Source organism: Methanoculleus sp., from assembly GCF_020696975.1.
In the GTDB taxonomy this organism is placed as follows: Archaea; Halobacteriota; Methanomicrobia; order Methanomicrobiales; family Methanoculleaceae; genus Methanoculleus.
Genome location: NZ_JAJGBK010000006.1, coordinates 1 through 21,898, shown reverse-complemented (window position 1 = coordinate 21,898; position 21,898 = coordinate 1). Strand labels below are relative to the sequence as shown.

Annotated in this window: 22 protein-coding genes and 1 pseudogene; 15 read left to right on the top strand and 8 right to left on the bottom strand. The window is 61.5% G+C overall.

What is annotated here, in order from left to right:
* Positions 1–15 precede the first annotated feature (15 nt).
* Genes QZ650_RS01610 through QZ650_RS01600 form a run of 3 tightly spaced genes read right to left on the bottom strand, consistent with a single transcriptional unit; the run spans position 16 to position 4,213 of the window.
* Complete coding sequence (locus tag QZ650_RS01610) at positions 16–2,745, bottom strand: DEAD/DEAH box helicase (RefSeq protein ID WP_292521425.1); 2,730 nt, start codon at positions 2,743–2,745, stop codon at positions 16–18.
* Complete coding sequence (locus tag QZ650_RS01605; RefSeq protein WP_292521427.1) at positions 2,693–3,445, bottom strand: metallophosphoesterase; 753 nt, start codon at positions 3,443–3,445, stop codon at positions 2,693–2,695. The genes QZ650_RS01610 and QZ650_RS01605 overlap by 53 nt, the downstream gene beginning before the upstream one ends.
* 6 nt (positions 3,446–3,451) lie before the next feature.
* On the bottom strand, positions 3,452–4,213 hold the full coding sequence (locus QZ650_RS01600; protein ID WP_292521430.1) for a hypothetical protein: 762 nt from the start codon (positions 4,211–4,213) through the stop codon (positions 3,452–3,454).
* 162 nt (positions 4,214–4,375) lie between these two features.
* Between QZ650_RS01600 and QZ650_RS01595 the strand changes: the two genes are divergently transcribed.
* Both QZ650_RS01595 and QZ650_RS01590 read left to right on the top strand, forming a co-directional pair.
* Complete coding sequence (locus QZ650_RS01595) at positions 4,376–5,344, top strand: replication factor C small subunit (RefSeq protein ID WP_292521432.1); 969 nt, start codon at positions 4,376–4,378, stop codon at positions 5,342–5,344.
* A 22-nt stretch (positions 5,345–5,366) separates the two neighbouring features.
* Entirely contained in the window at positions 5,367–8,534 is a 3,168-nt protein-coding gene (locus QZ650_RS01590; RefSeq protein ID WP_292521663.1) for an LAGLIDADG family homing endonuclease, read from the top strand.
* Between the two features lie 117 nt (positions 8,535–8,651).
* On the opposite strand, the gene QZ650_RS01585 is transcribed toward QZ650_RS01590, so the two are convergent.
* Positions 8,652–8,879 (bottom strand): type II toxin-antitoxin system HicA family toxin, encoded by a 228-nt coding sequence (locus QZ650_RS01585; RefSeq protein ID WP_292521434.1) that lies wholly within the window; start codon positions 8,877–8,879, stop codon positions 8,652–8,654.
* Positions 8,876–9,079: a type II toxin-antitoxin system HicB family antitoxin gene (locus tag QZ650_RS01580; RefSeq protein WP_292521437.1), complete on the bottom strand. Its 204-nt coding sequence runs from the start codon at positions 9,077–9,079 to the stop codon at positions 8,876–8,878. Before QZ650_RS01580 ends, QZ650_RS01585 begins: the two co-directional genes overlap by 4 nt.
* Before the next feature lie 483 nt (positions 9,080–9,562).
* Between QZ650_RS01580 and QZ650_RS01575 the strand changes: the two genes are divergently transcribed.
* The 5 genes from QZ650_RS01575 to QZ650_RS01555 all read left to right on the top strand — a co-directional run bounded on the left by QZ650_RS01575 (position 9,563) and on the right by QZ650_RS01555 (position 13,807).
* Positions 9,563–10,366 carry a hypothetical protein gene (locus QZ650_RS01575; RefSeq protein WP_292521439.1) on the top strand — a complete coding sequence of 268 codons (804 nt, stop codon included), beginning with the start codon at positions 9,563–9,565 and terminating at the stop codon, positions 10,364–10,366.
* Positions 10,367–11,056: 690 nt separating this feature from the next.
* Positions 11,057–11,590 carry a hypothetical protein gene (locus QZ650_RS01570; protein WP_292521440.1) on the top strand — a complete coding sequence of 178 codons (534 nt, stop codon included), beginning with the start codon at positions 11,057–11,059 and terminating at the stop codon, positions 11,588–11,590.
* A 799-nt stretch (positions 11,591–12,389) separates the two neighbouring features.
* Positions 12,390–12,836 (top strand): hypothetical protein, encoded by a 447-nt coding sequence (locus QZ650_RS01565; RefSeq protein WP_292521442.1) that lies wholly within the window; start codon positions 12,390–12,392, stop codon positions 12,834–12,836.
* A 176-nt stretch (positions 12,837–13,012) separates the two neighbouring features.
* Entirely contained in the window at positions 13,013–13,516 is a 504-nt protein-coding gene (locus QZ650_RS01560) for a DUF4367 domain-containing protein (protein WP_366830508.1), read from the top strand.
* Positions 13,517–13,591: 75 nt separating this feature from the next.
* The gene (locus QZ650_RS01555; RefSeq protein ID WP_292521444.1) at positions 13,592–13,807 is read left to right on the top strand and encodes a type II toxin-antitoxin system HicB family antitoxin; all 216 of its coding nucleotides are present in this window, start codon (positions 13,592–13,594) and stop codon (positions 13,805–13,807) included.
* A gap of 302 nt (positions 13,808–14,109) precedes the next feature.
* Here the strand turns inward: QZ650_RS01555 and QZ650_RS01550 are convergent, their stop codons facing one another.
* The 3 genes and pseudogenes from QZ650_RS01550 to QZ650_RS01540 form a co-directional block, all read right to left on the bottom strand.
* Complete coding sequence (locus QZ650_RS01550; RefSeq protein WP_292521446.1) at positions 14,110–14,751, bottom strand: hypothetical protein; 642 nt, start codon at positions 14,749–14,751, stop codon at positions 14,110–14,112.
* A 1-nt stretch (position 14,752) separates the two neighbouring features.
* Positions 14,753–15,127, bottom strand: a pseudogene (locus tag QZ650_RS01545) (AAA family ATPase); the annotation flags it as partial.
* A 21-nt stretch (positions 15,128–15,148) separates the two neighbouring features.
* A complete protein-coding gene (locus tag QZ650_RS01540; protein WP_292521449.1) occupies positions 15,149–15,922 on the bottom strand; it encodes an AAA family ATPase in 774 nt (257 codons plus the stop codon).
* Between the two features lie 269 nt (positions 15,923–16,191).
* Here QZ650_RS01540 and QZ650_RS01535 point away from each other — a divergent pair, with 269 nt between their 5' ends.
* The 8 genes from QZ650_RS01535 to QZ650_RS01500 all read left to right on the top strand — a co-directional run.
* Complete coding sequence (locus QZ650_RS01535) at positions 16,192–16,545, top strand: dihydroneopterin aldolase family protein (protein WP_292521452.1); 354 nt, start codon at positions 16,192–16,194, stop codon at positions 16,543–16,545.
* Positions 16,517–17,347 (top strand): TatD family hydrolase, encoded by an 831-nt coding sequence (locus tag QZ650_RS01530; RefSeq protein WP_292521454.1) that lies wholly within the window; start codon positions 16,517–16,519, stop codon positions 17,345–17,347. The genes QZ650_RS01535 and QZ650_RS01530 overlap by 29 nt, the downstream gene beginning before the upstream one ends.
* A 45-nt stretch (positions 17,348–17,392) precedes the next feature.
* Positions 17,393–17,686, top strand: coding sequence for a DUF424 domain-containing protein (locus tag QZ650_RS01525; RefSeq protein WP_292521456.1), 294 nt, complete (start codon positions 17,393–17,395; stop codon positions 17,684–17,686).
* A 3-nt stretch (positions 17,687–17,689) separates the two neighbouring features.
* The gene (locus QZ650_RS01520; protein ID WP_292521458.1) at positions 17,690–18,733 is read left to right on the top strand and encodes a 60S ribosomal export protein NMD3; all 1,044 of its coding nucleotides are present in this window, start codon (positions 17,690–17,692) and stop codon (positions 18,731–18,733) included.
* A gap of 8 nt (positions 18,734–18,741) precedes the next feature.
* Complete coding sequence (locus QZ650_RS01515) at positions 18,742–19,611, top strand: class I SAM-dependent methyltransferase family protein (RefSeq protein WP_292521460.1); 870 nt, start codon at positions 18,742–18,744, stop codon at positions 19,609–19,611.
* Positions 19,608–20,738, top strand: coding sequence for a bifunctional phosphopantothenoylcysteine decarboxylase/phosphopantothenate--cysteine ligase CoaBC (coaBC, locus tag QZ650_RS01510; RefSeq protein ID WP_292521462.1), 1,131 nt, complete (start codon positions 19,608–19,610; stop codon positions 20,736–20,738). Before QZ650_RS01515 ends, coaBC begins: the two co-directional genes overlap by 4 nt.
* Positions 20,720–21,562 (top strand): pantoate kinase, encoded by an 843-nt coding sequence (locus tag QZ650_RS01505; protein WP_292521464.1) that lies wholly within the window; start codon positions 20,720–20,722, stop codon positions 21,560–21,562. Before coaBC ends, QZ650_RS01505 begins: the two co-directional genes overlap by 19 nt.
* A partial coding sequence (locus QZ650_RS01500) for a phosphopantothenate/pantothenate synthetase family protein (RefSeq protein ID WP_292522444.1) occupies positions 21,559–21,898 on the top strand: 340 nt, incomplete at its 3' end. The genes QZ650_RS01505 and QZ650_RS01500, both read left to right, overlap by 4 nt.

The window sequence follows — 21,898 nt, the reverse complement described above, 5'->3', positions numbered from 1 at the left end:
GTTTGCCCGGCAGGGCTACCAATACCGATGCGTCTTCACGTAGTTCCGCTCGGCCTTGAGGATCTCGCGGTAGAAGGCGTCCCCTTCGGAGAGGGTCGCGAGGATCCGGGACGCCGCCTCCGGGCCGACGCCCTTTGCGGCGAGGGCGACCACCGCCTTCTTCCCGCTGGAGAGGACAATGTTTGCGTTCCGGAGGAACCGGACCTCGACCGCCCGCTCCTCCTCGGACTTGTTCTTCTTCTTCACCGCCGGGATGAGTTGCTCGTCCCAGGGTTTCAGCGCCGCGATGAGGCGGGCGTTGCAGAGGGGGCATTGCGGCTTATCAGGGACCCGCTCGACGACAGTCCGGCTCTTCCACTTCCGGCAGTGCATGCAGAAGAGGACGACGTCCTCCTTCTCCAGGCGGCGGATCAGCGTCCCGATAACCGCCTGGTCGACCATCGGCGGCGGGATCATGTCCCGGGACGATGAGAGCACATCGCTCCCGAGCGGACTCAGCCGCCCTGTGGTGACGGCAATCCTGCCGTCGCGAAGGCTTTTGAGGATCTCCTGCGCCGCGTCCACGTCCATCGAGTTCGCGAAGAGCTCCCGGTATGCCTCGGCCGCGATGACGGTCTCGTCGAAGAGGTCGATGAGCCGGTGGATGCTGAACCGCTCATAGTCGGCGTCCGCGTCGATGGCCCCGAACTTCTTCGCCACCTGCACGAGTTTCCACTTGAAGAGCGCCGTCCGCTTCAGGGCGAGTTTCAAGATCCCAAGGAGGTGCGCGGGTTCGATGGCCGCAAGGGTCTCCTCGACCTCAAGCGAGCGGATATCTGGCGGCAGGCGCAGGAGGAATCGGTAGGCGCCGACCTCGATCCCGACGGTCGTCCCGTAGCGGGCGGAGAGGAGGACCGAGAGTGCCCGGGCCAGCGCCTCGTTCGCCTTGTGCCCGCCACATACGTTGCAGACCACGCCCTCGTCGGTGTTCTCGAGGGTGATGAGGCGGTCGGTGGGGACCGGGTAGTTCCCTTCGTCCATCCGGCCCATGAACTGCTCCGCGTAGGCAATCGCATCGGGAGCGTCCGAGTAGCGGCCGAACGCCCGGGTCCGCCGGAGCGCCCCGACCTCCCGGGCGACGGCGAACGGCACCGGGATCTGCTCGCCCTCCCATGACGGGACCTCACCCTTTGCACGGGTGGCCGGCTCGACGGTGATCCTCCCGCCCTCGATCTCGAGCACCCGCCAGAGCTGGCCCTTTGTGATGAAGACCGCGCCGGTGTGCATCCACCCGAGGACGAACGACTCGTCGAGCGTCCCGACGATGCGGCGCGAGACCATATCGAAGATCTCCATCTTGCGCTCGTCGGGGATCATCGAGAGGTTCTCGATGAGGTAGCGCCGGGCCCGGCCTGTCCGGACGATCCGGGTCTCGTCGAGCCGGATCAGCCGGTGCTCCGCCATCTGGCGGCAGACGGAATCAAGGAGCGATCCTGCGCCAGCAAAGACCCCCGACCGCTCGATCATCTCGCGGACGCGGGAGACCTCGATCTCGCCGTACTCGACCGCGATCGCCGCCACCTGGTTCGCGAGGACATCGGCTGCCCCGGCGGGCGGGACGATCCGCTCGCACTCGTTCGCCTTCGCCCGGCGGGCGATCACAAGCGACTCTAAAAGGTCGTCAAACCCCGTTGCAAGGACGGTCCCGCGGGAGACGGTATCGAGCCGGTGGCCGGCCCGGCCGACCCGCTGGACCAGGCGCGAGACCTGCCGGGGAGAACCGAACTGGATGACGTGCTCGATGTGCCCGATATCGATACCGAGTTCCATCGATGATGTGGCGATCAGTGTCCGGACCTCGCCCTTCCTGAACCGCTCCTCGGCCTCGACCCTGACGTCCCGCGAGAGCGACCCGTGGTGGACCTCGACGTCACCGCGGGCATAGAGCTGGTGGCCGAGGGCCTCTGCGGTCACCCGGGTGTTGACGAAGACGAGGGTGGAGCCAGGGGCATCGAGGCACTTCCCGACGGCCCGTGTCAGGGCGGCGAAGTCCTCTCCGGCAAACCGGACGTTGATATCGAGGCTGCTTGCAACCGGGACCTCGACGAGCGAGAACGGCCGGGGACCGCAGAGGAATCGGCCGATATCGTCCGGGTTGCCGACGGTCGCCGAGAGGCCGATCCGCTGGAAGTTCCCCGCGTAGGCGGCCAGACGCTCGAGGGCCACCGCGAGTTGAGCGCCCCGCTTGCTGTCGGCAAGTTCGTGGATCTCGTCGACGATGACGTACCTGACGTTCTTTAAGTGCTCGCGAAGGCGCTTGCCCATGAAGAGCGCCTGCAGGGACTCCGGGGTGGTGATGAGGAGGTCGGGCGGGTTCAGTGCCTGCTTCCGCCGCTCGTTCTGCGGCGTGTCCCCGTGCCGGACCCCGACCGAGAGGCCGAGCTCCCGGCACCACCACTCCATCCGTCCGAGGATGTCCCGGTTTAAGGACCGGAGCGGGGTGATGTAGACCGCCTTGAACCCCGGGCCGGCTGTCTCGAGAAGCCGGTCGAAGACAGGGAGCATCGCGCTCTCGGTCTTTCCCGTGCCGGTCGGTGCCACCAGGACCAGGTTCTCCCCCGATAGAAGCCGCGGGATGGCCTGCTCCTGGGCAGGAGAGAGTTCGGTGAACCCACGCCTCCTGACGACCTCCCTCACCCGGGGATCGAGGAGGTCAGACGCCGTCTGCAGGGCAGAGCGTGGCCGGGGAGCCGACGTATGTGCCATCTGCGAGATACACCTCCGCGGATCTTTTGTCTATGCATCGGGAGAGGGGCCCAAGCCCGCTCTTCTGCAGCCGTCCGACATCGATTCCGCCCGCAAACTCGTTGAAGGCCGGGACGAAGAGGAGCCGGGTGCGGTCTCCGGACGGCGGTTCTGCCTCGCACGAGCCCTCAAGCCCCGAGTAGAGGTAGGCCGGCCGGGCGCGTGCGGCGCACCCGACGGAATCGACGAGCGAGACGACCGGGTGGTGGTGGCCGAGGACGATGAGGTGGCCGCGGAGTTCGGGAGCGGGGTGGGTGTGGCCGTGGAGGTAGCCGACACCGTCGATGAGCGCACCGTCGGCGGGCAGGAGTTCGCCGGGGAGGAGGAACCGCCCGATCCCGCCGTCGTGGTTTCCGGGGGCGACGGCGATCGGCACGTGGTCCCGGAACGCCTGCAGTGTGCCGGGGAGCTCACGGTACTCCTGCCTGCTCGTCACCGGGACGTTGTGCTTGACGTCCCCGAGGAGGAGGAGGAGATCGGGTTTCGTCTCCTCGATACAGGCGATCACCCGTTCGGTCCGGGCGGCGCTCCGGCTCGTGATGTGGACGCCGTGGCGTTCGAGGCCCGACTCGATGCCCATGTGCAGGTCGGCGACGACCAGGACGCGCCGGTCCTGCTCGACCAGGAGCGCCGGACCCGTTTCGATGAAATGTAGACGCATATCGTGTCAGATAAGTTTGATCATGCCCGATGCGGGCTGGTAGCATTCTCCGGCGGCGAGGAGTTCCTCAAGCGCGGCCCGCGCGTCCCGGGCGGAGAGGCCGGACCGGACTCCGATGGCGACGGCATCCTCGACCCCGATCCCCCGTGCGCCGCCCTCGTTATCGAGGGCCGCAAGGAGGATGTCGCGCCCGATGATGGGCGCGATATCGCCGACGGCGATCTCCGGGCGGACGCTTGCAAGCTCCGTCTGCACCATTCGGGCCATCTTCTGGATGTCCCCGCTCGTGGTCCCGTAGAGCCGGAGGGCGGTCGCGGTTCGCTCGTCGCCATCGCCGCACCGGAGCGCTTCGAGCCGGCCAAGCGTCGCGCCGGCGGTCGCGAGCACCCATATGTCGCGGACAGTGCGGTCCACCACACAGAGCGCCTCGGCGTTCACCGTCGCGTTTGCTCTCTCGCCGGTTCCCATGAGCACTGCCCGGCCGGTGACGGCGACGAACGCGGGCGGTTCGATGTAGCCAAGGGTCTCGACCACGTCGGGGCTCTGCCAGTCAGCCGTGACCCGGAACGTCCCGGTGGGGTCGGCGATCCGGGCCTGCATGACGTCGCCGCTTCCCCTCTGTTCGGTGATTGCACCGACGATGAAGAGGCGGCGGCACCAGGCGCCGGTCGGCGTCACCACGTATGAGCCGTCCCGGCCGTCACCGGAGTCTACTGTATGCCGCGCGGCGGCGAGGTCGCGCGCAAATACCCGTCCTGCAGGTTCCATAAATCTGTCTCAGGGAGGAGTGCGGATATACTGGATCTCCACGCGAACCTCCGGTATTTCCATACGTATCCGTACCTACCTGTTCGCTCTCAACCCTCTAAAAAGGATCATCGATGGGATGGCGATGCTTTTACGATGCCCGAGCACCAACAATTCATGCAAATGGAAGGCAACCACACCATCTGGATTGAAAAGTATCGGCCCAGAAGACTCGATGAGATGGTCGGACAGAAGGAGATCGTGGTGCGCCTCCAATCTTACGTCAAGACCGGCAGCCTGCCGCACCTCCTTTTCACGGGCAGCGCGGGGATCGGGAAGACGACCGCCGCCGTAGCGCTTGCCCGCGAGTTCTTCGGGGACTCCTGGCAGATGAACTTCCGGGAGATGAACGCCTCCGACGAACGCGGCATCGACGTTGTCAGAAACCAGATCAAAGAGTTTGCCCGGACGTCGCCGCTCGCCGGCGCGACGTTCAAGATCCTCTTCCTTGATGAGGCAGACGCGCTCACGACGGACGCACAGGCAGCGCTCAGGAGGACGATGGAGACCTACGCCCGGACCTGCCGGTTCATCCTCTCGTGCAACTACTCCTCAAAGATCATCGACCCCATCCAGAGCCGGTGCGCCATCTACCGGTTCAGGCCGCTTGACCGGGAGGCCGTCATCGAGGAGATCCGACGGATTGCCGCAGCCGAAGGCCTCACCGTCACAGAGGGAGCGCTTGATGCCATCGTCTACGTTGCTTCCGGGGATATGAGGAAGGCGATCAACGCGCTGCAGGGCGCCGCCATCCTCCGGCCCGAGATCGATGAGGCGATGATCTACGAGATCACCGCAACGGCGCGCCCGGACGAGATCGACGAGCTTCTCGATCTCTCGATAGCGGGACGGTTCGACGAGGCCGAACAGGCACTCTCCGAACTGACCCGCGGCCGGGGGATCGCCCCGAACGAGCTGATCAACCAGTGTTACCGGGCGCTCGTCCAGCGCGACATCGACCGGACGCTCAAAGTGAGACTGATCGACGCCCTCGGCGAGACCGATTTCCGCCTCTCGGAGGGAGCAAGCAGCGATATCCAGATGGAGGCGCTGCTCGCCCGGTTCGTCCTCGCCGCAGGGCAGCACCGTTGAGGAACCTGCTGTGCCTGAAGAGATGACTGTCGAGGTCACCGACAACGTCGGTGAGTGGACGAAGTTCTTGAAGAAGCAGTACAAGCGGGAACTTGCCGAGCTCTCCCGCGAGTACCCCCATAAGCGGTCGCTCACGATCGATTTCCGCAAGATCCTGAACAACAAACTCGCGTTCGAGCTCCTGCGGAGCCCGGGGAAAGTTCTCGGGGATATCCGGGACGCAATCATTCAGAACAAACTCCTTAAACTCAAAGACAGCCAGGACCCGGACCAGATCAACATCCGGTTCACGAACCTGCCGCAGAAGACCAACGTCCGAGATATCAGGGCCGAACAGATCAATACCTTTGTCAGCATCGAGGGGATCCTCCGAAAGACGACCGAGGTCCGCCCCCGGATCGTGAGCGCGATCTTCCGGTGCCGCACCTGCGGCAAGAACACCGATCCGGTTCCCCAGGGCTACGGAAAGTTCGACGAGCCTGATTTCTGCCCGAATTGTGAGAGGAAGACCCGTCTCGACCTTGTCATGAACCGGTGCCGGTTTGTCGACGCCCAGAAACTCCGGATTCAGGAGTCGCCCGAGGGCCTCCGGGGCGGTGAGCAGCCCCAGACGCTCGATATCGACGTCACCGACGACCTCACCGGGATGGTCTCGCCGGGCGACCGGGTGGTGGTGAACGGCATCCTGCGATCGGTGCAGAGGGTCAACTACGGTCAGAAGAGCACCCTCTTTGACATTTATCTCGAGTGCAACTCCATCGAGATCGCCGAGAAGGAGTTTGAGGAGGTCTCGATCACCGAGGAGGACGAGGCGAAGATCATGGCGCTCGCCCGCGATCCACTGGTCTATAAGAAGATCGCCCGGTCGATCGCGCCGACGATCTACGGCACGGACGACGTGAAGGAGGCGATCGCGCTCCAGCTCTTCGGCGGCATCGCGAAGGATATGCCGGACGGCTCCCGCCTCCGCGGCGATATCCACGTCCTCCTGGTCGGAGACCCCGGTATAGCAAAGAGTCAGATCCTGCGTTACGTCGTGAAGCTCTCGCCCCGCGGGATCTACACGAGTGGCAAGTCGTCGACCTCCGCCGGTCTGACGGCGACGGCGGTCAAGGACGAGTTCGGTGACGGCCGCTGGACGCTCGAGGCCGGTGCACTGGTCCTCGCGGATATGGGGATCGCCGCCGTCGACGAGATGGACAAGATGGCAAAAGAGGACCGGAGCGCGCTGCACGAGGCGATGGAACAGCAGTGCTACGATGATGAGACGGAGGTCCTCACGGAGACCGGGTGGAAGTTCTTCCGGGACGTGACCGCCGGCGACCGCGTCGCGACGCTCTCTCCCGACGGCAGGCTCGAGTACGCATCCCCGTCCAATTTCGTGGCATCGGAGTACGACGGAGAGTTGTACTACATCAAATCGCGGCAGGTGGATCTCGCGGTCACGCCGAACCACCGGATGTACGTCAACCTGAACCGGCGGGCCGACGAGTGGGAGGGGTTCCGGCTCATCCGCATGGACGAGGTCCCCATCCACAAGCGGATGCGGTTCAAGAAGAACGCCGCATGGACGGGGGAGCGGCAGGAGACCTATGAGATCCCGCCCGTACTCAAGTTCCCGAACCAGAACTCCGAAGGAAAACTGACCGAGCCCGTCACCGTCAGGATGGACGACTGGCTTGAGTTCCTGGGCTACTTCCTCTCCGAGGGATCCGTCCAGCGGCACTACCAGACCGGGGTGCCCTACCGTGTGATCATCTCGCAGAAGACCTCCGGGTCCGCCGAGAAGATCCGGCAGTGCCTTGAACGACTGCCGTTCCGGTTCTCCTACGACAGCAAGAACTTCGCGATCAACGCAAAGCAACTTGCAGAGCACCTTGCATCGTTCGGCAAATGCCACGAGAAGTATGTCCCCGACTACGCGAAGTGCCTCCCCCCTGAGCAGATCGGGATCCTCCTCGACGCGCTCATGCTCGGGGACGGCTACGTCAACAAGACGACCGGGGTCTCGATATACACCACCTCGTCGAGGAGACTGGCCGACGACGTCACGGAACTCCTGTTGAAGAAAGGGTGGTCCGGGAACGTTCATCTTATGCGGGAGGCCGGGACCGTCACGCCCAACCCGCGGGGCGTGACATCTGCCGCGACCCACGACATCTACCAGGTGACGTTCATCCGCGACGGCCAGAACGAGCCGAACATCAACACAAACGGAAAGCAACATATCGAGAAGCGGCCCTATAAAGGGATGATCTACTGTCTTGAGGTCCAAAACCACATCCTGTATGTCCGGCGGAATGGGATACCGGTCTGGTGCGGCAACTCGATCTCGGTCGCCAAAGCCGGCATCACTGCGACCCTGAAGTCCAGGTGCGCCCTCCTCGGCGCGGCGAACCCGAAACTCGGGCGGTTCGACCAGTTCGTCCCGATCGGGGAGCAGATCGATATGCCGCCCTCGCTTCTCTCCCGGTTCGACCTCATCTTTGTGATGACCGACCAGCCGGAGGCCGAGCGCGACGGGGCGATTGCGCAGCACATCATCAAGACCCACAGCGTCGGCGAACTCATCAAGCAGCACGAGTTTTCGCCCCTGCCGGACGTCGACGAGGCGTATATCGAGCGTGCGCTTGCGCCGGTCACGCCTGATATTGACCCGACGCTTCTTCGGAAGTACATCGCCTACGCGAAGAGGAACTGTTTCCCCATCCTCTCCGACGGGGCAAAGGAGGCACTGATCGCCTACTACATGCGCCTCAGAAACCTCGCCGGCGGAAACAAGCCTGTCCCGGTCACTGCCCGGCAGCTCGAGGCGCAGGTCCGGCTTGCCGAGGCGAGCGCACGGATGCGCCTCTCAAACACCGTCGATACGGAGGATACCGACCGGATCTTGAAGATCGTGGACACCTGTCTTCGGCAGGTCGCCTACGACGCCGAGACCGGGAGCTTCGATATCGACAAACTCGTGACCGGGGTCACGAAGTCGCAGCGTGACATCATCCGGTCGGTCAAGGAGACGATCCGGAACGTCTCGGGCGACTCGGGCGGCCAGGCGAAGGTTGAGGAGGTCATCGAGATCCTGGTCCAGCAGGGCTTCTCCCGCGACAAGGTCGAGCACACCATCGAGCAGTTGAAGCGGGGCGGCGAGGTGCTCGAGCCCCGGCACGGGCTGGTGAAGTTGATCGGGTAGGGAGAGGGGTTGCCCCTTTTTCGCGAAGGGCAGCCCGAGCCCCAGCAATGCCCCGCCTCGGGGGAGATCGGTGTCGGTCCACGTAACCTGCCGGAGCCGGCGCCCACAGGTGCCGGCTCAGATCAGATTCTTCAAATCTTCGACCGTCATACCGGCCTGTTTTAAAATGCGTGACAGCGTTGAGCGCTTGAGCGGTTTATGCATAGGGACCGTCAGTTTCAGTATTTTATCCGGCAGGTGCTTATGCAGGCGGATATGGCTGCCGCGCATGCGGACGACGACCCACCCGTCCCTTTGAAGAGCGATAACGATCCTGTCGTAATCAAGAACAGGTACCTTGCTCATACGGCAATTTCAACCTGCTCGGCTGTTTCGCCATAAACGAGATCATCCTCAACGGTTTCAAGGTACAGCTCGATAGCTTCCCTGATGTTTTCCAATGCTTCGTCCCTCGTATCGCCTTCGCTGATACAGCCGGGCAAGCTTGGTACATAGACCGTATATCCCCCTTCCTCACTGGGTTCGAGCACTACACGCAGTCTCATATTCTAACCTATCAAACCAGGGAACTTATACTTAATTGTAATACAGCGCGACATTCCGCGACGTTGATTGGATCAAACCACTCCTGGTTCGCCGTGATCATGGCGACTCTATTATACAACTCCCGTTTCGGTGTCGAGGTGCCTGCGGCAGTCGTTGCCGGGGACCATCATAACCCGCACAGCCTGCCTCGCCGCTGGAACAGTCCTCCTTCTCTGTCCGCATCCCCCAGGGCGGGATCGATCGCCCCGCTTCCGCAAACAGCCGATGGATATGTAGGTGAAGTGGCCGTAAAACCTAAATGTCAGGACGTTCAGGTCATTGTGCGGATGCCCAAAACAGCGTTCGCAAGACCGCGGAGGCTCGCCCCATCCATCCAAGGCCGGGTGAGCCCCCCTACTGCCCGAAGGCAAGAGAGTGGTTCGCATTCCACGTACTTAAGGTTGTGCCTCTTTTGCCCCTGGGAATGTTACAGGAGGAAAGAAATGAACAGAAACATTGGAATGCGGGCACTCTCCGCGCTTCTCGCCGTGCTGCTGGTGAGCGTCGCGATGGTGCCGGCTGTGGCTGCACAGAGTGAAAAGCGTTTTGAAGAGGAATTGCTGCAAAGCATGGGGATAAAAGTAAACAGCATTGACACAGAATTGCGCGACTACAAGAAAGTTGGAGACACGATTTTCTTTAATGGAAACGTCAAATTCGATGCGGAATCAGGGATAAGCGGAAAATTTGAGCGAATTTACGCAGACCAGCAAGTTAGTGGCTATTACTCCGAAAATGGTTCTTACCATATCGAATCGGTTGGTACAAGCTACAGTTCAGTAATCGATGCGCAAGTGGTCTCGGAAAGCTCCGATGCTATCACACTCAAAATTGAGCAAATGGTGGTTAAAAACGGAGTTGTAAAGGCGTCGAGCGATACAGTGACCCTCCCGAAAACCGAGCGTCCTGATCTCGATGATCTTAGTGGTGTAAGCGGTATTGGCCTAACAAGCGATAAAACAAAGATTGACCTCCCCAGTATGGCCCCGCCAGGATCGACTTTAGTGTTCAATGACGTGCAGTACTTCTATCTCCTACACGGCACTGTTGCTCTTGCAGCAATTGCTACATATTTCGGTGTGTTACCCGCAGTAATTCTCGGTTTAGTGGCTGCGGCTCTCAACGCTTTAGCGGATTACGGTGATTTCGACCCGGAGGATTGTTACCTCGATGTCTGGCTTGTTCCTGAACCGCATCCCTCTGCCCCTATATTAATAGAGGTTGACTATGTGTATGTATATACTTAAACATCCTTTTTTGTGATGCTTATGATTCGTAATTATCTGCCGTTACTATGGAAACTGGTGCTCGCTCTTGCAGTAGTCCTTCTCATTGCAAACATTTACGAAAGTGTACAAAGCGGCCATTATGACTCTTTCAGGCAGTGGTTGGTTATTGCCCTGTTATTCACGAGTATTATCATTCGGATCATCAGTCAAAAAATCACGAAAAATACTTGATTCCCCACGAGGTCGTCCCGATCCTCCTCCGGTTACGATGAAGTCGATGCAGGTCCGGGATGAACCCGGAACCAAAAACCCCTGACGAACCCCTGTGATAGAAATGACTGCAGAAACGCAGAAAAAACCGGGAAAACTCATGGGTATTGTAGGCGTAGTCTGCGGCGTATTCCTGCCTCGCCGTTGGAACAGTTTCCCCTCGGTCCTCGTCCCCAGAGGCGGGCTCGATCGCTTCGCTTTTGCAAACAGCTGACGGACGTGTCGACAAACTGGACAGAATTTATAAATAGACCAGCGTCCAGGTCATTGTGCGGACGCCCGGAACGAAATTCCGCCTCGTAAACGCACGAGCGGCGAGTCGATCAAAAGGTTGTTCCAATCGATGCCGGAAAACGCGATGAATCCGTATCGAGAGGATCTTCACCGGGCAAGCATGGACTACGACAGATCACGAGAATGGTTCGGGAGGAAAAGAGTATGCACGCCGAAACGCGGTACTTCAACGGGGCCAGGTCATTGCAACGGCGGATTTCGTTCTTCATAGCAGGGGGTCTGATCCTGGCCTCGCTGCTCGCACCGAGGGTCTTCATCGAGGTGTTCCCGCCAGGGAACGATATCGTCGCGTTTCGAATCATCTATGCGCTCTTTGTTGCATTCGATCTTCTGATTCCGGTCCTGCTGACCATCGTCTTCTTCCGGAAGGCGGGATCTGTCCCGGGTTTCGTCATTCCCTTCGCGGTTTACGGGGTGCTCTGTCCCGTCATCGACGCATCGTGGCTCTCCTTTCAGGGACACCTCATCACTAACCTGATCCCCGTCAGTACACTCTTCGGGGGCGTCGGATTGGGCATTATTGGATTGGGGTCAAGTCAACTGGCCAAAGAAAAGGTGACTGCAATTGCTGCCATTTTCTTAGGATTGATTGTATTGATGGCGTCAATACCGAACTTTTTCACCATCGTTCATTGGCTGATGACCGGAGACCCCGATTCGCTGCTCGCTTTGCTTTGATCGGAGTTGAATCAACATGGCAGGATACGAGGTCGTCCCAAAAAGATCTATGAACCATCAGTGCACCCGTATCGGAACTGTGTTATGACTGATGCATCATGATCGCGATGAACGTGAACAGTCCCGTTAACACGACAGAGGCTGGCGAAGAGATCTTCATCCCACCCTGTAGAGACCTAGAGAATAGGATTTATGATCGTTCTTTTTTGGGCATGGGTGTAAGGAAGTTGGTGTGGTCGGCGAAGACGCGTTTCGTACCCTCTCTTTTTTCTTTCATGGGGCTCATCATACGCTGTTGAACCACGCAAAGGCGCAGATGGGAACGTTTACGGCTGAACTTCGCGTTATTCGCGCTTTCACGCAAGATTCCGTCACGTCGCGCCTGATGATGTTCCACCCCGGAAGACAGCCCTTATTACCACAAACCCCAAGCCTACTGCTCTTTGTCAACTTAAATTCACAAATCCCATACTGCTCTTCACGGCCTTCGCGTGAGGTCAAAACCCTGTCTTTTCATGGGGTTATTGGAGTTCCACCTCACATCAGAATTCCCAAAATAAGATGACACGATGCACTATTTACCATGATCACCGACCGCGAGAAAGCGGCGTTCGAAGTCGGGATCAAACTCGGCCCTCTCTACTGCCGGAGTGTCGGCCTGCTCCACCGTGAGAACAACTTCCCTCATCCGCCCCCGCCTCCCTGCGGCGGGTCCGATCGCCCCGCTTCTGCGAACAGCCGACGGACATGCAGAGAAATCGGACAGAATTTATAAATAACCTTGAGTCCAGGTTCCTGTATGGCGGAGCCGGGCCCGGATAAATACGATAAGGATCTCGGATTCATACTCGGAGTTCTATTGGTGATCATCTGGATTGCGCTGTCGCTCTTCGTTCAAAACGCTCTCTTCCCGCGCCAGAATTTCACGGAGAACCCATTCACCGCCTGGCTTACTCTGGGCCTCATGCCGTTCGTCATACTGGCCGGGAACCATCTGATATACCGCCGGAAACTGGGCGGCATCGAGACCGTTCGCAGCGTGATCGGACTCAAGAGCAACCTCCTGGGTTTTTTGCTGTGGTTTCTCGTTCTCGGGGTGTTGCACCTCGCAGGCTATGCCATCTCCTACCAGGTCAACGGGGTGGGGGGGTTCTTACGATTCTCATCCTGTCCCTGGCATGGGATCGGAGCGCAACGCGGAGAGAACCTCAGGCGGGCGCGGAGCAGGGGTGATTCCGCCCGATGAAGGGATCGTTCTCCACGGGTTTCATCTCCCCAGACGGTGCTCGCCTGTACCGGGACAGCCGACTCCTTGAAGGTCGATTCCTATCATAGGAAGAAAGCGCATGAAGATCCGTAATAGCGCGATAGGACTCTTTCTCGTTCTCCTCACCGCGGGGTGCATCGAACCCGTGGCCACCGATCCCGCAGAGGTTACACCGTCACCCAACCGAACTTCCCCCCGATAATGCACCGTCACTCCGGGAGATCTTCTTCTTCAGATTCTATGGGTGGGAGAACCCCGCCGAATACACGAGTTTCCCCCCGCCGTCATACATCCCCGAGGGGTATACCCTCTACGACCTCCAGATAGCCACCGTCTGGAACGAGACTTACGGCCACTACACGACGGTCGGCGAGACCCTGCGCTACGTGCGTAATGATACGATACAGAACGCATCAACTACCGATATGACGCTGCTTGGCATCTCCTGGAGCAAGTATGGGTATAACCCCCATACAAGAGATCAGATCGTTACCCGAGAACCAAAACCCGTTGATATCAGGGGATATCCGGGGCGGATCTACGAGACCGAATCAGATCGGCTGATCGCCTGGGCGGTGGCCGGGAACGCTACATACTATGTGCGCGGGTCCCTCGACCGTGACGAATTGATCCGGGTGGCGCGGTCGATCGTTTGCTAAAAGTATATCGCCAGACAGGTCGAGTACCACACACTGATCGCCTCTACCCTGATTGAATGTAGAAGAGATGAACCCATGAAGACCTTAAAAATCATCGTCGAGAAACACCCGGACGGCTATGTCGCCTACCCTCAGGGTCTGAAAGGAGTCGTCGTTGCAGAGGGGGACACCTACGAAGAGGCGCTTACCGGGATGAAATCCGCCATACAGTTTCACATCGAGACCTTCGGAGACGAGGCGTTCGAGAACGACGATATTATGGAGACCTCCGTCGCCGAAGTGGCTGTATAGATGAAGTTCCCGCACGATGCGCCCCAGCTGAAGGTGCTGAAGACATTGAATACCTGACACTCACGATCACCGACCGCGAGAAAGCGGCGTTCGAAGCCGGGATCAAACTCGGCCCTCTCTCCTATCAGCTCTTCGGCCGGCATCGCCGTTAGAGCAGTCTTTCTTCTCCGCCCCGCCACCCTGAACGGAATTGATCGTTCTGCTCTTGCGAGCCGCTGAAGGGCGTATAAAGATCCCGGACAGAATCCTTACCCCAGTATAGGAAGGGCAGAACAGGGAGCCCGTCCGGGAACACGGAGCAGTCATCGGGATGAGCGCCGACGTTGCGGTTCACGGGAAAAGGTACCAACGGTGTTCTGCAGTGAGCGGATGCATCTCTCCAGGTTCTCAGAATGGGCCGACGCAACCTCCGGTCTCCACCCCCGTTCGGTATCATTGACGAACTCCGAAAGGAGCGACAGGTACGTGGGACCCTCCGTCCGCCGGCTGCCCGGCCCGGGGACGATGCCCTTCCGGATCGCCGGTGAACTCGACTCTCGTGCGCAGTTAATCAGGTACTCCTTCGGGTAATCGATCGCTTCGGGAGTTCCGGTTATCCGTGCCTCCGGAACCTGCAAATATCTCCCCAACCTCTCCCTGTCGGCCAGTATCCAGGTCTCAACTTCCCTCACGGCCACACGGAAGTTCATAAAGGGCGATGGGGCGGGCAGCCAGTTCCGAACAGCTGCCGGCGCGCACCCGGTATCATGATCCAGGTCGACGACCGCTAGCCAGGGCCGGGTACGGGCGGAGGCGTTGAAACCCTGTAATTTCCCCAGCAAATCGGACTTCTTCTGCCTGTAGAGCTCTCCGGGCAGGGCCCCAACATGCCGGAGCAGTCGTCGCACAACCACTTCATCCAGCGATCCTTCGAAGGCGCACTGGAATGAGACCCCATCATCCATCCTACCCTCCGAACCGGACTAACTCCGCCGTGTCTCCAGGACTGGTCTTTGGGACGACGACATCCGCAAGGGATAGGCCATTCTTTAACAGATCGTTGATCTCCTCGATATCTCCGGCCGGTGTAACTGTTGTACCCTCCTCCGAGGGCCGGAGCAGCAGCACTTCGTCGAGCCCGATGCCCTCATCCTGCAATAGTTCGGAGGAATGGGTGCTGACGAGCACCTGGCGGTCACTCGTCAGCTGCACCCGGGAGAACATCTGCGGAATATACCTGACGATAGCAGGATGGAGCGAGAGCTCCGGCTCCTCAAGGAGGAGCGGTCCCCCGTCGTCCAACAGTGCCCAGAGAAGGCCAATGAGCCTGAGCGTTCCGTCGGAGAGTTGCTGCTCTGTCTGTCAGGCTCCCTGCGGTCTCCAGTGCTTATACCTTCCGCAGAGGTGCGGTTTGCCTTTGCTGTCGAACTCAACCTTGATCTCTCGTAACTGCGGTACCGCAACGTTGAGCGCCACCTCGATCCGGCCCAGCATGGATTCTCGCTCTTCCCCGGACTTGCTCATGATCTGTTCGAGAAAATCTCCACCATACGGATCGTTTTTGTAACCAACAGACCGCTCCGGTTCGCGGACCAGCTGCGGAACGAGGTGCAGGTAGCGGATGGTTTTTAGAAATTCGGCAATCTCCCGAAACTCTTTGTTGACGTTAACCTGCTCTAGATATGTCTGGGTTAACCTCTCCGGGTCATCCTCATCTTGCTCGGAGGGACGTGCGATCACTTCATTCCCGCACATCGCAACCCGTTCTCTCACGATAACTGGCTGGTTACGCTCATCCTGCCCGAATGAGAGTTCGTATTCCCAGAGATCATCGCACTCAGTGCTACCCAACCGCACCATTAAGCCTACATTGGGATGCCGTCTTGCAGAGAGCGCCCTGAGGCTGGAGACACCGCCTCTCTGTTTTACCGCTCCTTGAAATCCGCCGCCAACCGATACAATGTCGTGCAAAAATCTGAACGCATCCAGAAAGTTGGATTTACCGGATGCGTTGGGTCCGACAAGGAAAACCCGGTCCTGCAGGTCAACCTCAACCCGCTGGAAGTTGCGCCAGTTCCAGAGGGAGATATGGGTAAATTTCTCCGGTCTATCCGCACGTCTGGAGCAGGCACCCATGGTAATGATCGATTGAAGCCACGTGTATATTACTCTTTTCGAAGGCCGGGGTCCTTCCCATACTTCTGCTCGAAGCCAGACGGCTTCTCATGCTTTATTCCTCCGGCCCGTCGCCCTTCACAGCTTCGCGTGAGATTATCTGGCATAATCTGTACGTTGCCTCGCGCGAAGCGCGAAGAACCGTAGATGGGTATAGTAACTTCCCTTCGTGACTTCGCATGAACCCCGGCGACAGCCCCTTATTACCTTACGCCACAAACCTACTAACCATGATCACCGACCGCGAGAAAGCGGCCTTCGAAGCCGGGATCAAACTCGGCGCCCTCTACCACCAGTTCGTCGGGACGCCCATCGCCCGCGAGACCGCTGCCGCCGTTGAGACCGCCATCGAGCAGGCCGTCGGGCTGCAGCCCTACGTGACGGATATCCGCGTCCGTCTGAACCGGGATATGATGGTCTCGAACCGGTTCGGCTACTCGGAGCTTGCCGGGAAGATGATTGACGCCGAGATCACGACCACGGTCGGGGCGACCGTCTGCCGCGCCCGGCTGCACCTCGAGGACGACTACCCCATGATGGAGATCGTCGAGTTCCATGAAGCTCCCCGCGATACCGATCACTGACGACCATATCCACATCGACCCGGCAAACGGCCGGGGGGTAGAGGCCGCAAAGGACTTCCGCCGCAGCGGGGGGACGCACATCTTTCTTGTCGCAAAACCCTCCTGGTCGCTCGGCATCGAGCCCTCGTCGGGTGAGGATTACCGGGAGGTCTTTGACGCGACGCTCCGGGTCGCGGAGATGGTCCGCGAGACCGGGCTCGTCGTCTACCCGGTCCTCGGCGTCCACCCGGCGGAGATGAACCGCCTTGCGGCGCGGATGAGCCTGGATGAAGCCGCCGGCGTCATGATGGCCGGGCTCGACCTCGCCGCCCGCTACGTCGAAGAAGGGCGAGCGGTCGCCCTCAAGAGCGGCCGGCCCCACTACGAGATCGCGCCGGAGGTGCTCGCGGCCTCAAATGCGGTCCTCTACCATGCCCTCGAACTCGCCGCCGACTGCGGCTGCGCCGTCCAGCTTCACGCCGAGAGCGGGCCGTGCACCGACGTCGTCGATATGGCAGAGCGGGCGGGCATCCCGGTCGAGCGGGTCGTCAAACACTTCGCGACGCCGGACACCCCCCTCATGCCCTCCTTCATCGCGCGGCACGAGGAGATCCCGGCGCTCGCCCGGGCCGGCCGGCGGTTCACGATGGAGAGCGACTACATGGACGAGAACGCCCGGCCCGGCGCGGTCATCGGCCCGAAGTCCGTCCCGCGGTTCACGCGCCGGTACCTCGAGGAAGGGTGTATCACCGAAGAGGATGCCTGGCGCATCCATGCCGGGACACCGTCTCGCACCTACGGCGTCGATATCGCCCTTCCCTGAAACAACAGCGCACCTTTTTGACGATTCCCGATCAAGAGATCTGCAATGTACTTGAAAGTGCACCGCATACCAGGCGCCGGTGAGGTCGTGGCTGCCTGCGATCTCGAGCTCCAGGACGTCACCCTGATGCACGGCGACGTGGAGGTCTGCATCACCGGGGGTTTTTACGGCACCGAGCGTGCCTCTGAGGAGGATGTCAGGAGAGCTCTCGCCGGTGCGGAGAACGTCAACATTATAGGCAAGCGCGTCGTAGCCCTCGCCGTTGCCATGGGCCTCATCGCCGAGGAAGACTGCATCATGATCGGCGACGTCCCCCACGCCCAGATATTCAGGATCTGAACCATGACCATCCAGACGAGCATCTGCCCCCGGTGCGGGCAGCCGACCGAAGAAGGGCTCTGCCCGCAGTGCCGGGCCGCGGATGTCCGGCTGCTCACCTGCCAGCCCCGGGTGACCGCCATCTACTGTCCGGTCTGCGAGTCGCAGAAACGCGGCAAGACCTGGTCGGACCTGCAGATGCCGCGCGAAGACCTCATCACCGAACTCGCCGTATCGGCGACGAGCATCCATGAGGACGCAAAGGATATCCGGGTCACCGTCCGGTCGCGGGAGACCGGGCCGAACAGGACGACCTGCACCGTCGAGGTGGAGGCGACCCTGTATGCGGTCCCGGTGAAGGAGACCTGCGAGACCGAGATCCTCTGGCAGAAGGAGTCCTGCGACCGGTGCAGCCGCATCTCCGGAGGCTACTACGAGGGGATCGTTCAGGTGCGGGCTACGGACCGGAAGATCAACGCCTACGAGCGCGAGGTCGCGACAAGCATCGCGGAGCAGGCCGAAGAATCGCTCCAGCAGTCCGGCGACCGTTTCTCGTTCATATCGGAACTCAAAGACTCAAAGGACGGCGTCGATATCACCGTCGGGACACAGCATCTCGGCCAGGAGATCTCCCGTATGATCACCGGGGCGCTCGGCGGCCGGTTTACGACCCACCCGAAACTGGTCGGCGAGAAGGAGGGAAAAGCGCTCTACCGGATAACCTACTCCATCCGCCTGCCGTTCTTCCAGAAAGGCGACGTGGTCTTCTCCCGGGGCGGCTACTTTGAGGTCCGCGATATCGACGGGCAGCGCCTCCGGGTCTTCGACCTGCGGAACGGGACGGCACGGACCCTCACCGAGGGCGAGGTCGAGCGCCTCATCGGGAACGTCCGTGAGGCCGAATCCGCGCTCGTCGTCTATACGCAGCCGAACCTTGTGGGGCTGATGGACCCGAGGACTTACCAGACGCGGGACCTCGACCCGGTTCCCTGGACATTCCCGGTGGAGGGGCAGCCGATCCGGGTGCTCCGCGACGAGGAGCAGGACCGCCTGGTTATCGTCGGGTGAGTCTCGCCATGCGTGCGCGGAAGGTGCCGGCGGACACCCTGGCCGGCGTTCTCGATGCGGAGTGGGTGGACCCAACCCGGCGGCCCTACGTCCGGGACGGCACTGCCTGGGTCCCGGTCAGGGAGGGCTATTCTGCCGATGCGGAGCTTCCCGAGCGGGAGCCCTACCGGGGCCGGGGCTACCACCTCGTCGGCGACATCGCGGTCCTCCACGGCGACGCACCGACGGAGGAGGAACTTGCCGGGATTATCCGGCACTGCCGCCCCCGGGGGATCGTCCGGGTGAAGGGCTACACCGGCGCAATGCGCATCCCGGAGACGGAAGTCCTCTACGGGACCGCCGGCGAGGTCCGCCACCGCGAGCAGGGCTACACCTTCATCCTTGACCCGACAAGGGTGATGTTTGCTCAAGGAAACCGGATGGAGAAGGCGAGGATTGCCGCTCTCGTCCGGCCCGGCGAGCGGGTCGCCGATATGTTCGCCGGGATCGGCTACTTCTCGATACCCGCGGCCACGAGCGGCGCCCGGGTCCACGCAATGGAGATCAATCCGATAGCCTTTGAATACCTGCAACGAAACATTATGGCAAACCATGTCGCGGACCGCGTCACGGCCGGGAACGGTGACTGCCGGGACCTCCTTGCCGGTGTCTACGACCGGGTCCTGATGGGCCACTTCGATGCCCCCTCGATGCTTGCCGACGCCCTTGCCCATGTTCGGCGAGGAAGCGTGCTTCACGTCCACAGCATCGGGGACGCGACCGCAGCGATCCGGGAGCGGGCCGCGGAGGCAGGGTTTTTGGTTGCCATAACCTCCCGCCGGGTGAAGAAGTACGGCCCGCACGCGTGGCACATGGTGCAGGATGTGACGATATCGTGAAGACACTCTCGGGAAAGACGGTGGTGCTTGCCGTGACGGGGAGCATCGCGGCCGTCGAGACGGTGAAACTTGCCCATGCCCTGCGCCGCAGGGGTGCGACGGTGCAGGCGGTCATGACGGAGGCGGCAGCCGGGATCGTCCACCCCGACGCTCTGACGTACGCGACAGGACGCCCGACGATCACCCGGATCACCGGCCTTGTGGAGCACGTCCTCTACTGCGGGGAGGGCGGGGCAGCGGATCTCCTCCTCATCGCCCCCTCGACGGCGAACACCATCGGTAAGATCGCCTGCGGAATCGACGACACCCCGGCGACCACCTTCGCGACGACGGCGCTCGGCCGGGGGATGCCGGTGGTGGTCGTCCCGGCGATGCACGAGAGCATGTACCGCCACCCGGGGGTCAAGGAGAACCTCCAACGGCTCCACTCCTGGGGGATCGACGTCGTCGACCCCCGGATCGAGGAAGGGAAGGCGAAGATCGCCGATAATGAGACGATCGTCCTCCATGCCGAACGAGCGGTCCTGGGCCGTCCGCTCGCGGGCAGACGGGTCCTCATCACGAGTGGAGCGTGCGCGGAACCCCTTGACGACGTCCGGGTCGTCACCACACGATCGACGGGCCGGATGGGAAGAGCGCTCGCCCTCGAGGCCTTCCGGCTCGGCGCCGACGTGACGGTGGTGCACGCGGGCTCGTTCCCGTGCGTGCGGAATGTCCATGTCGAGACCGCCGCACAGATGCGTCAGGCGGTCCTCCGTGTCTGCCGGGACGAAGGGGTCGATATCTACGTCAGCGCGGCCGCGATATCGGACTTTGCCCCCGAACGGCACGAGGGGAAGATCCCGAGCGGGTCGCCCCTGACGGTCAGGCTCAACCCCCTCCCGAAGGTCGTCAACGAGGTGATGGCGGCCTGCCGTCCCGTCACGGTGGCGTTCAAACTGGGCTGGGACGAGGAGGAGCGGGCGAAGGCGATGCTTGAAGCAGGTGCGCGGATGGTCGTCGTGAACGCCCCGCCGACGATGGGCGCGGCGGAAGGGTCGTTTCAGATCATGACGGCAGATGGCATCACGGAAGTGACGGGGAGCAAAGAGGAGGTCGCGGCGGCGGTATGGTCCGGACTGCTATAGCCTTCTCGCCCGGACACATATCCGGCTACTTCCGGCGGGTCGAAGGGAACGACCCCACGACGACCGGGAGCATCGGTGCCGGCGTGGTCATCGACGAGGGGGTGCGCTCGACGGTTGAGGAGGCCCGCGAGACGAGCGTCCTGGTCGTCTCGCAGGGCCGGGCAAGCGCCGGGTCGCCGCCGGTCGAGTACGCCCTCGACCGGCTGGGGGTCACGGCCCGTGTCACCACGGAGTGCCGGCTCCCCATCGGGGCCGGATTCGGGCTCTCGGCGGCGGCGCTTCTCGCGACCCTCACGGCGATAAACCACCTCTTCGACCTCGATCTTTCCGCTGACGAGGTGGCCGCCCGTGCCCACGAGGCCGAGGTTCTCCACCGGACGGGCCTCGGGGACGTCGCCGCAAGCCGGGCCGGCGGGATCGTCTGCCGGACGGGGCCGGGCATCCACGCGGATATTACCCGCTTTTACCCGGCGGAGCCGCTCTATACCGTGAGTCTCGGGCCGCTCCCGACCTCGTCGGTCCTCTCGTCGGCGGAGGCGATGGCCCGGATAGCCGCTGCCTACCCCGACCGCTGCCCCCGGGACCTCCCCGACTTCTGCCGCCTCTCGCGTGAGTTCGCCGAGAGGAGCGGGCTCATCGCGGCTGATGTGCAGAAGGTGCTTCACGCCTGCGACACCGCGGGGGTCCCGGCGAGCATGACAATGCTCGGAAACGGCGTCTTTGCCGCAGGTCCCGACGCGGAGCGGATCCTCTCCCGGTTCGGGGAGGTTTACCGTCTTCATGTCGCCCGCCGCGGCGCATACCTGATCGAGATGAAACCATGATTCCAAGAGACCATCCACGTTACCGCTCCCTCGTCGCCCGCGAACGGCTGGCCCGGTGCGCCCGCGAGGGCGTCGTCGCACTTGAAGGGCTTGCCGCCCACGGGCGGGGGGAGGCGTTCGACTACCTGATCGGCGAGAAGACGACCAGGAGCGCCGCTCTTGCCGAGCGGACGGCGGCTGCCATGCTTCTCTCCGCCCGGCACGCGGTGATATCGGTGAACGGGAACACCGCGGCGCTTGCGGCGGCGGAGATCGCAGCGCTCCAGAGAGCAAGCGGCGCCGACATCGAGGTGAACCTCTTTCACCGGACGGAAGAGCGGATGGAGCAGATCATCC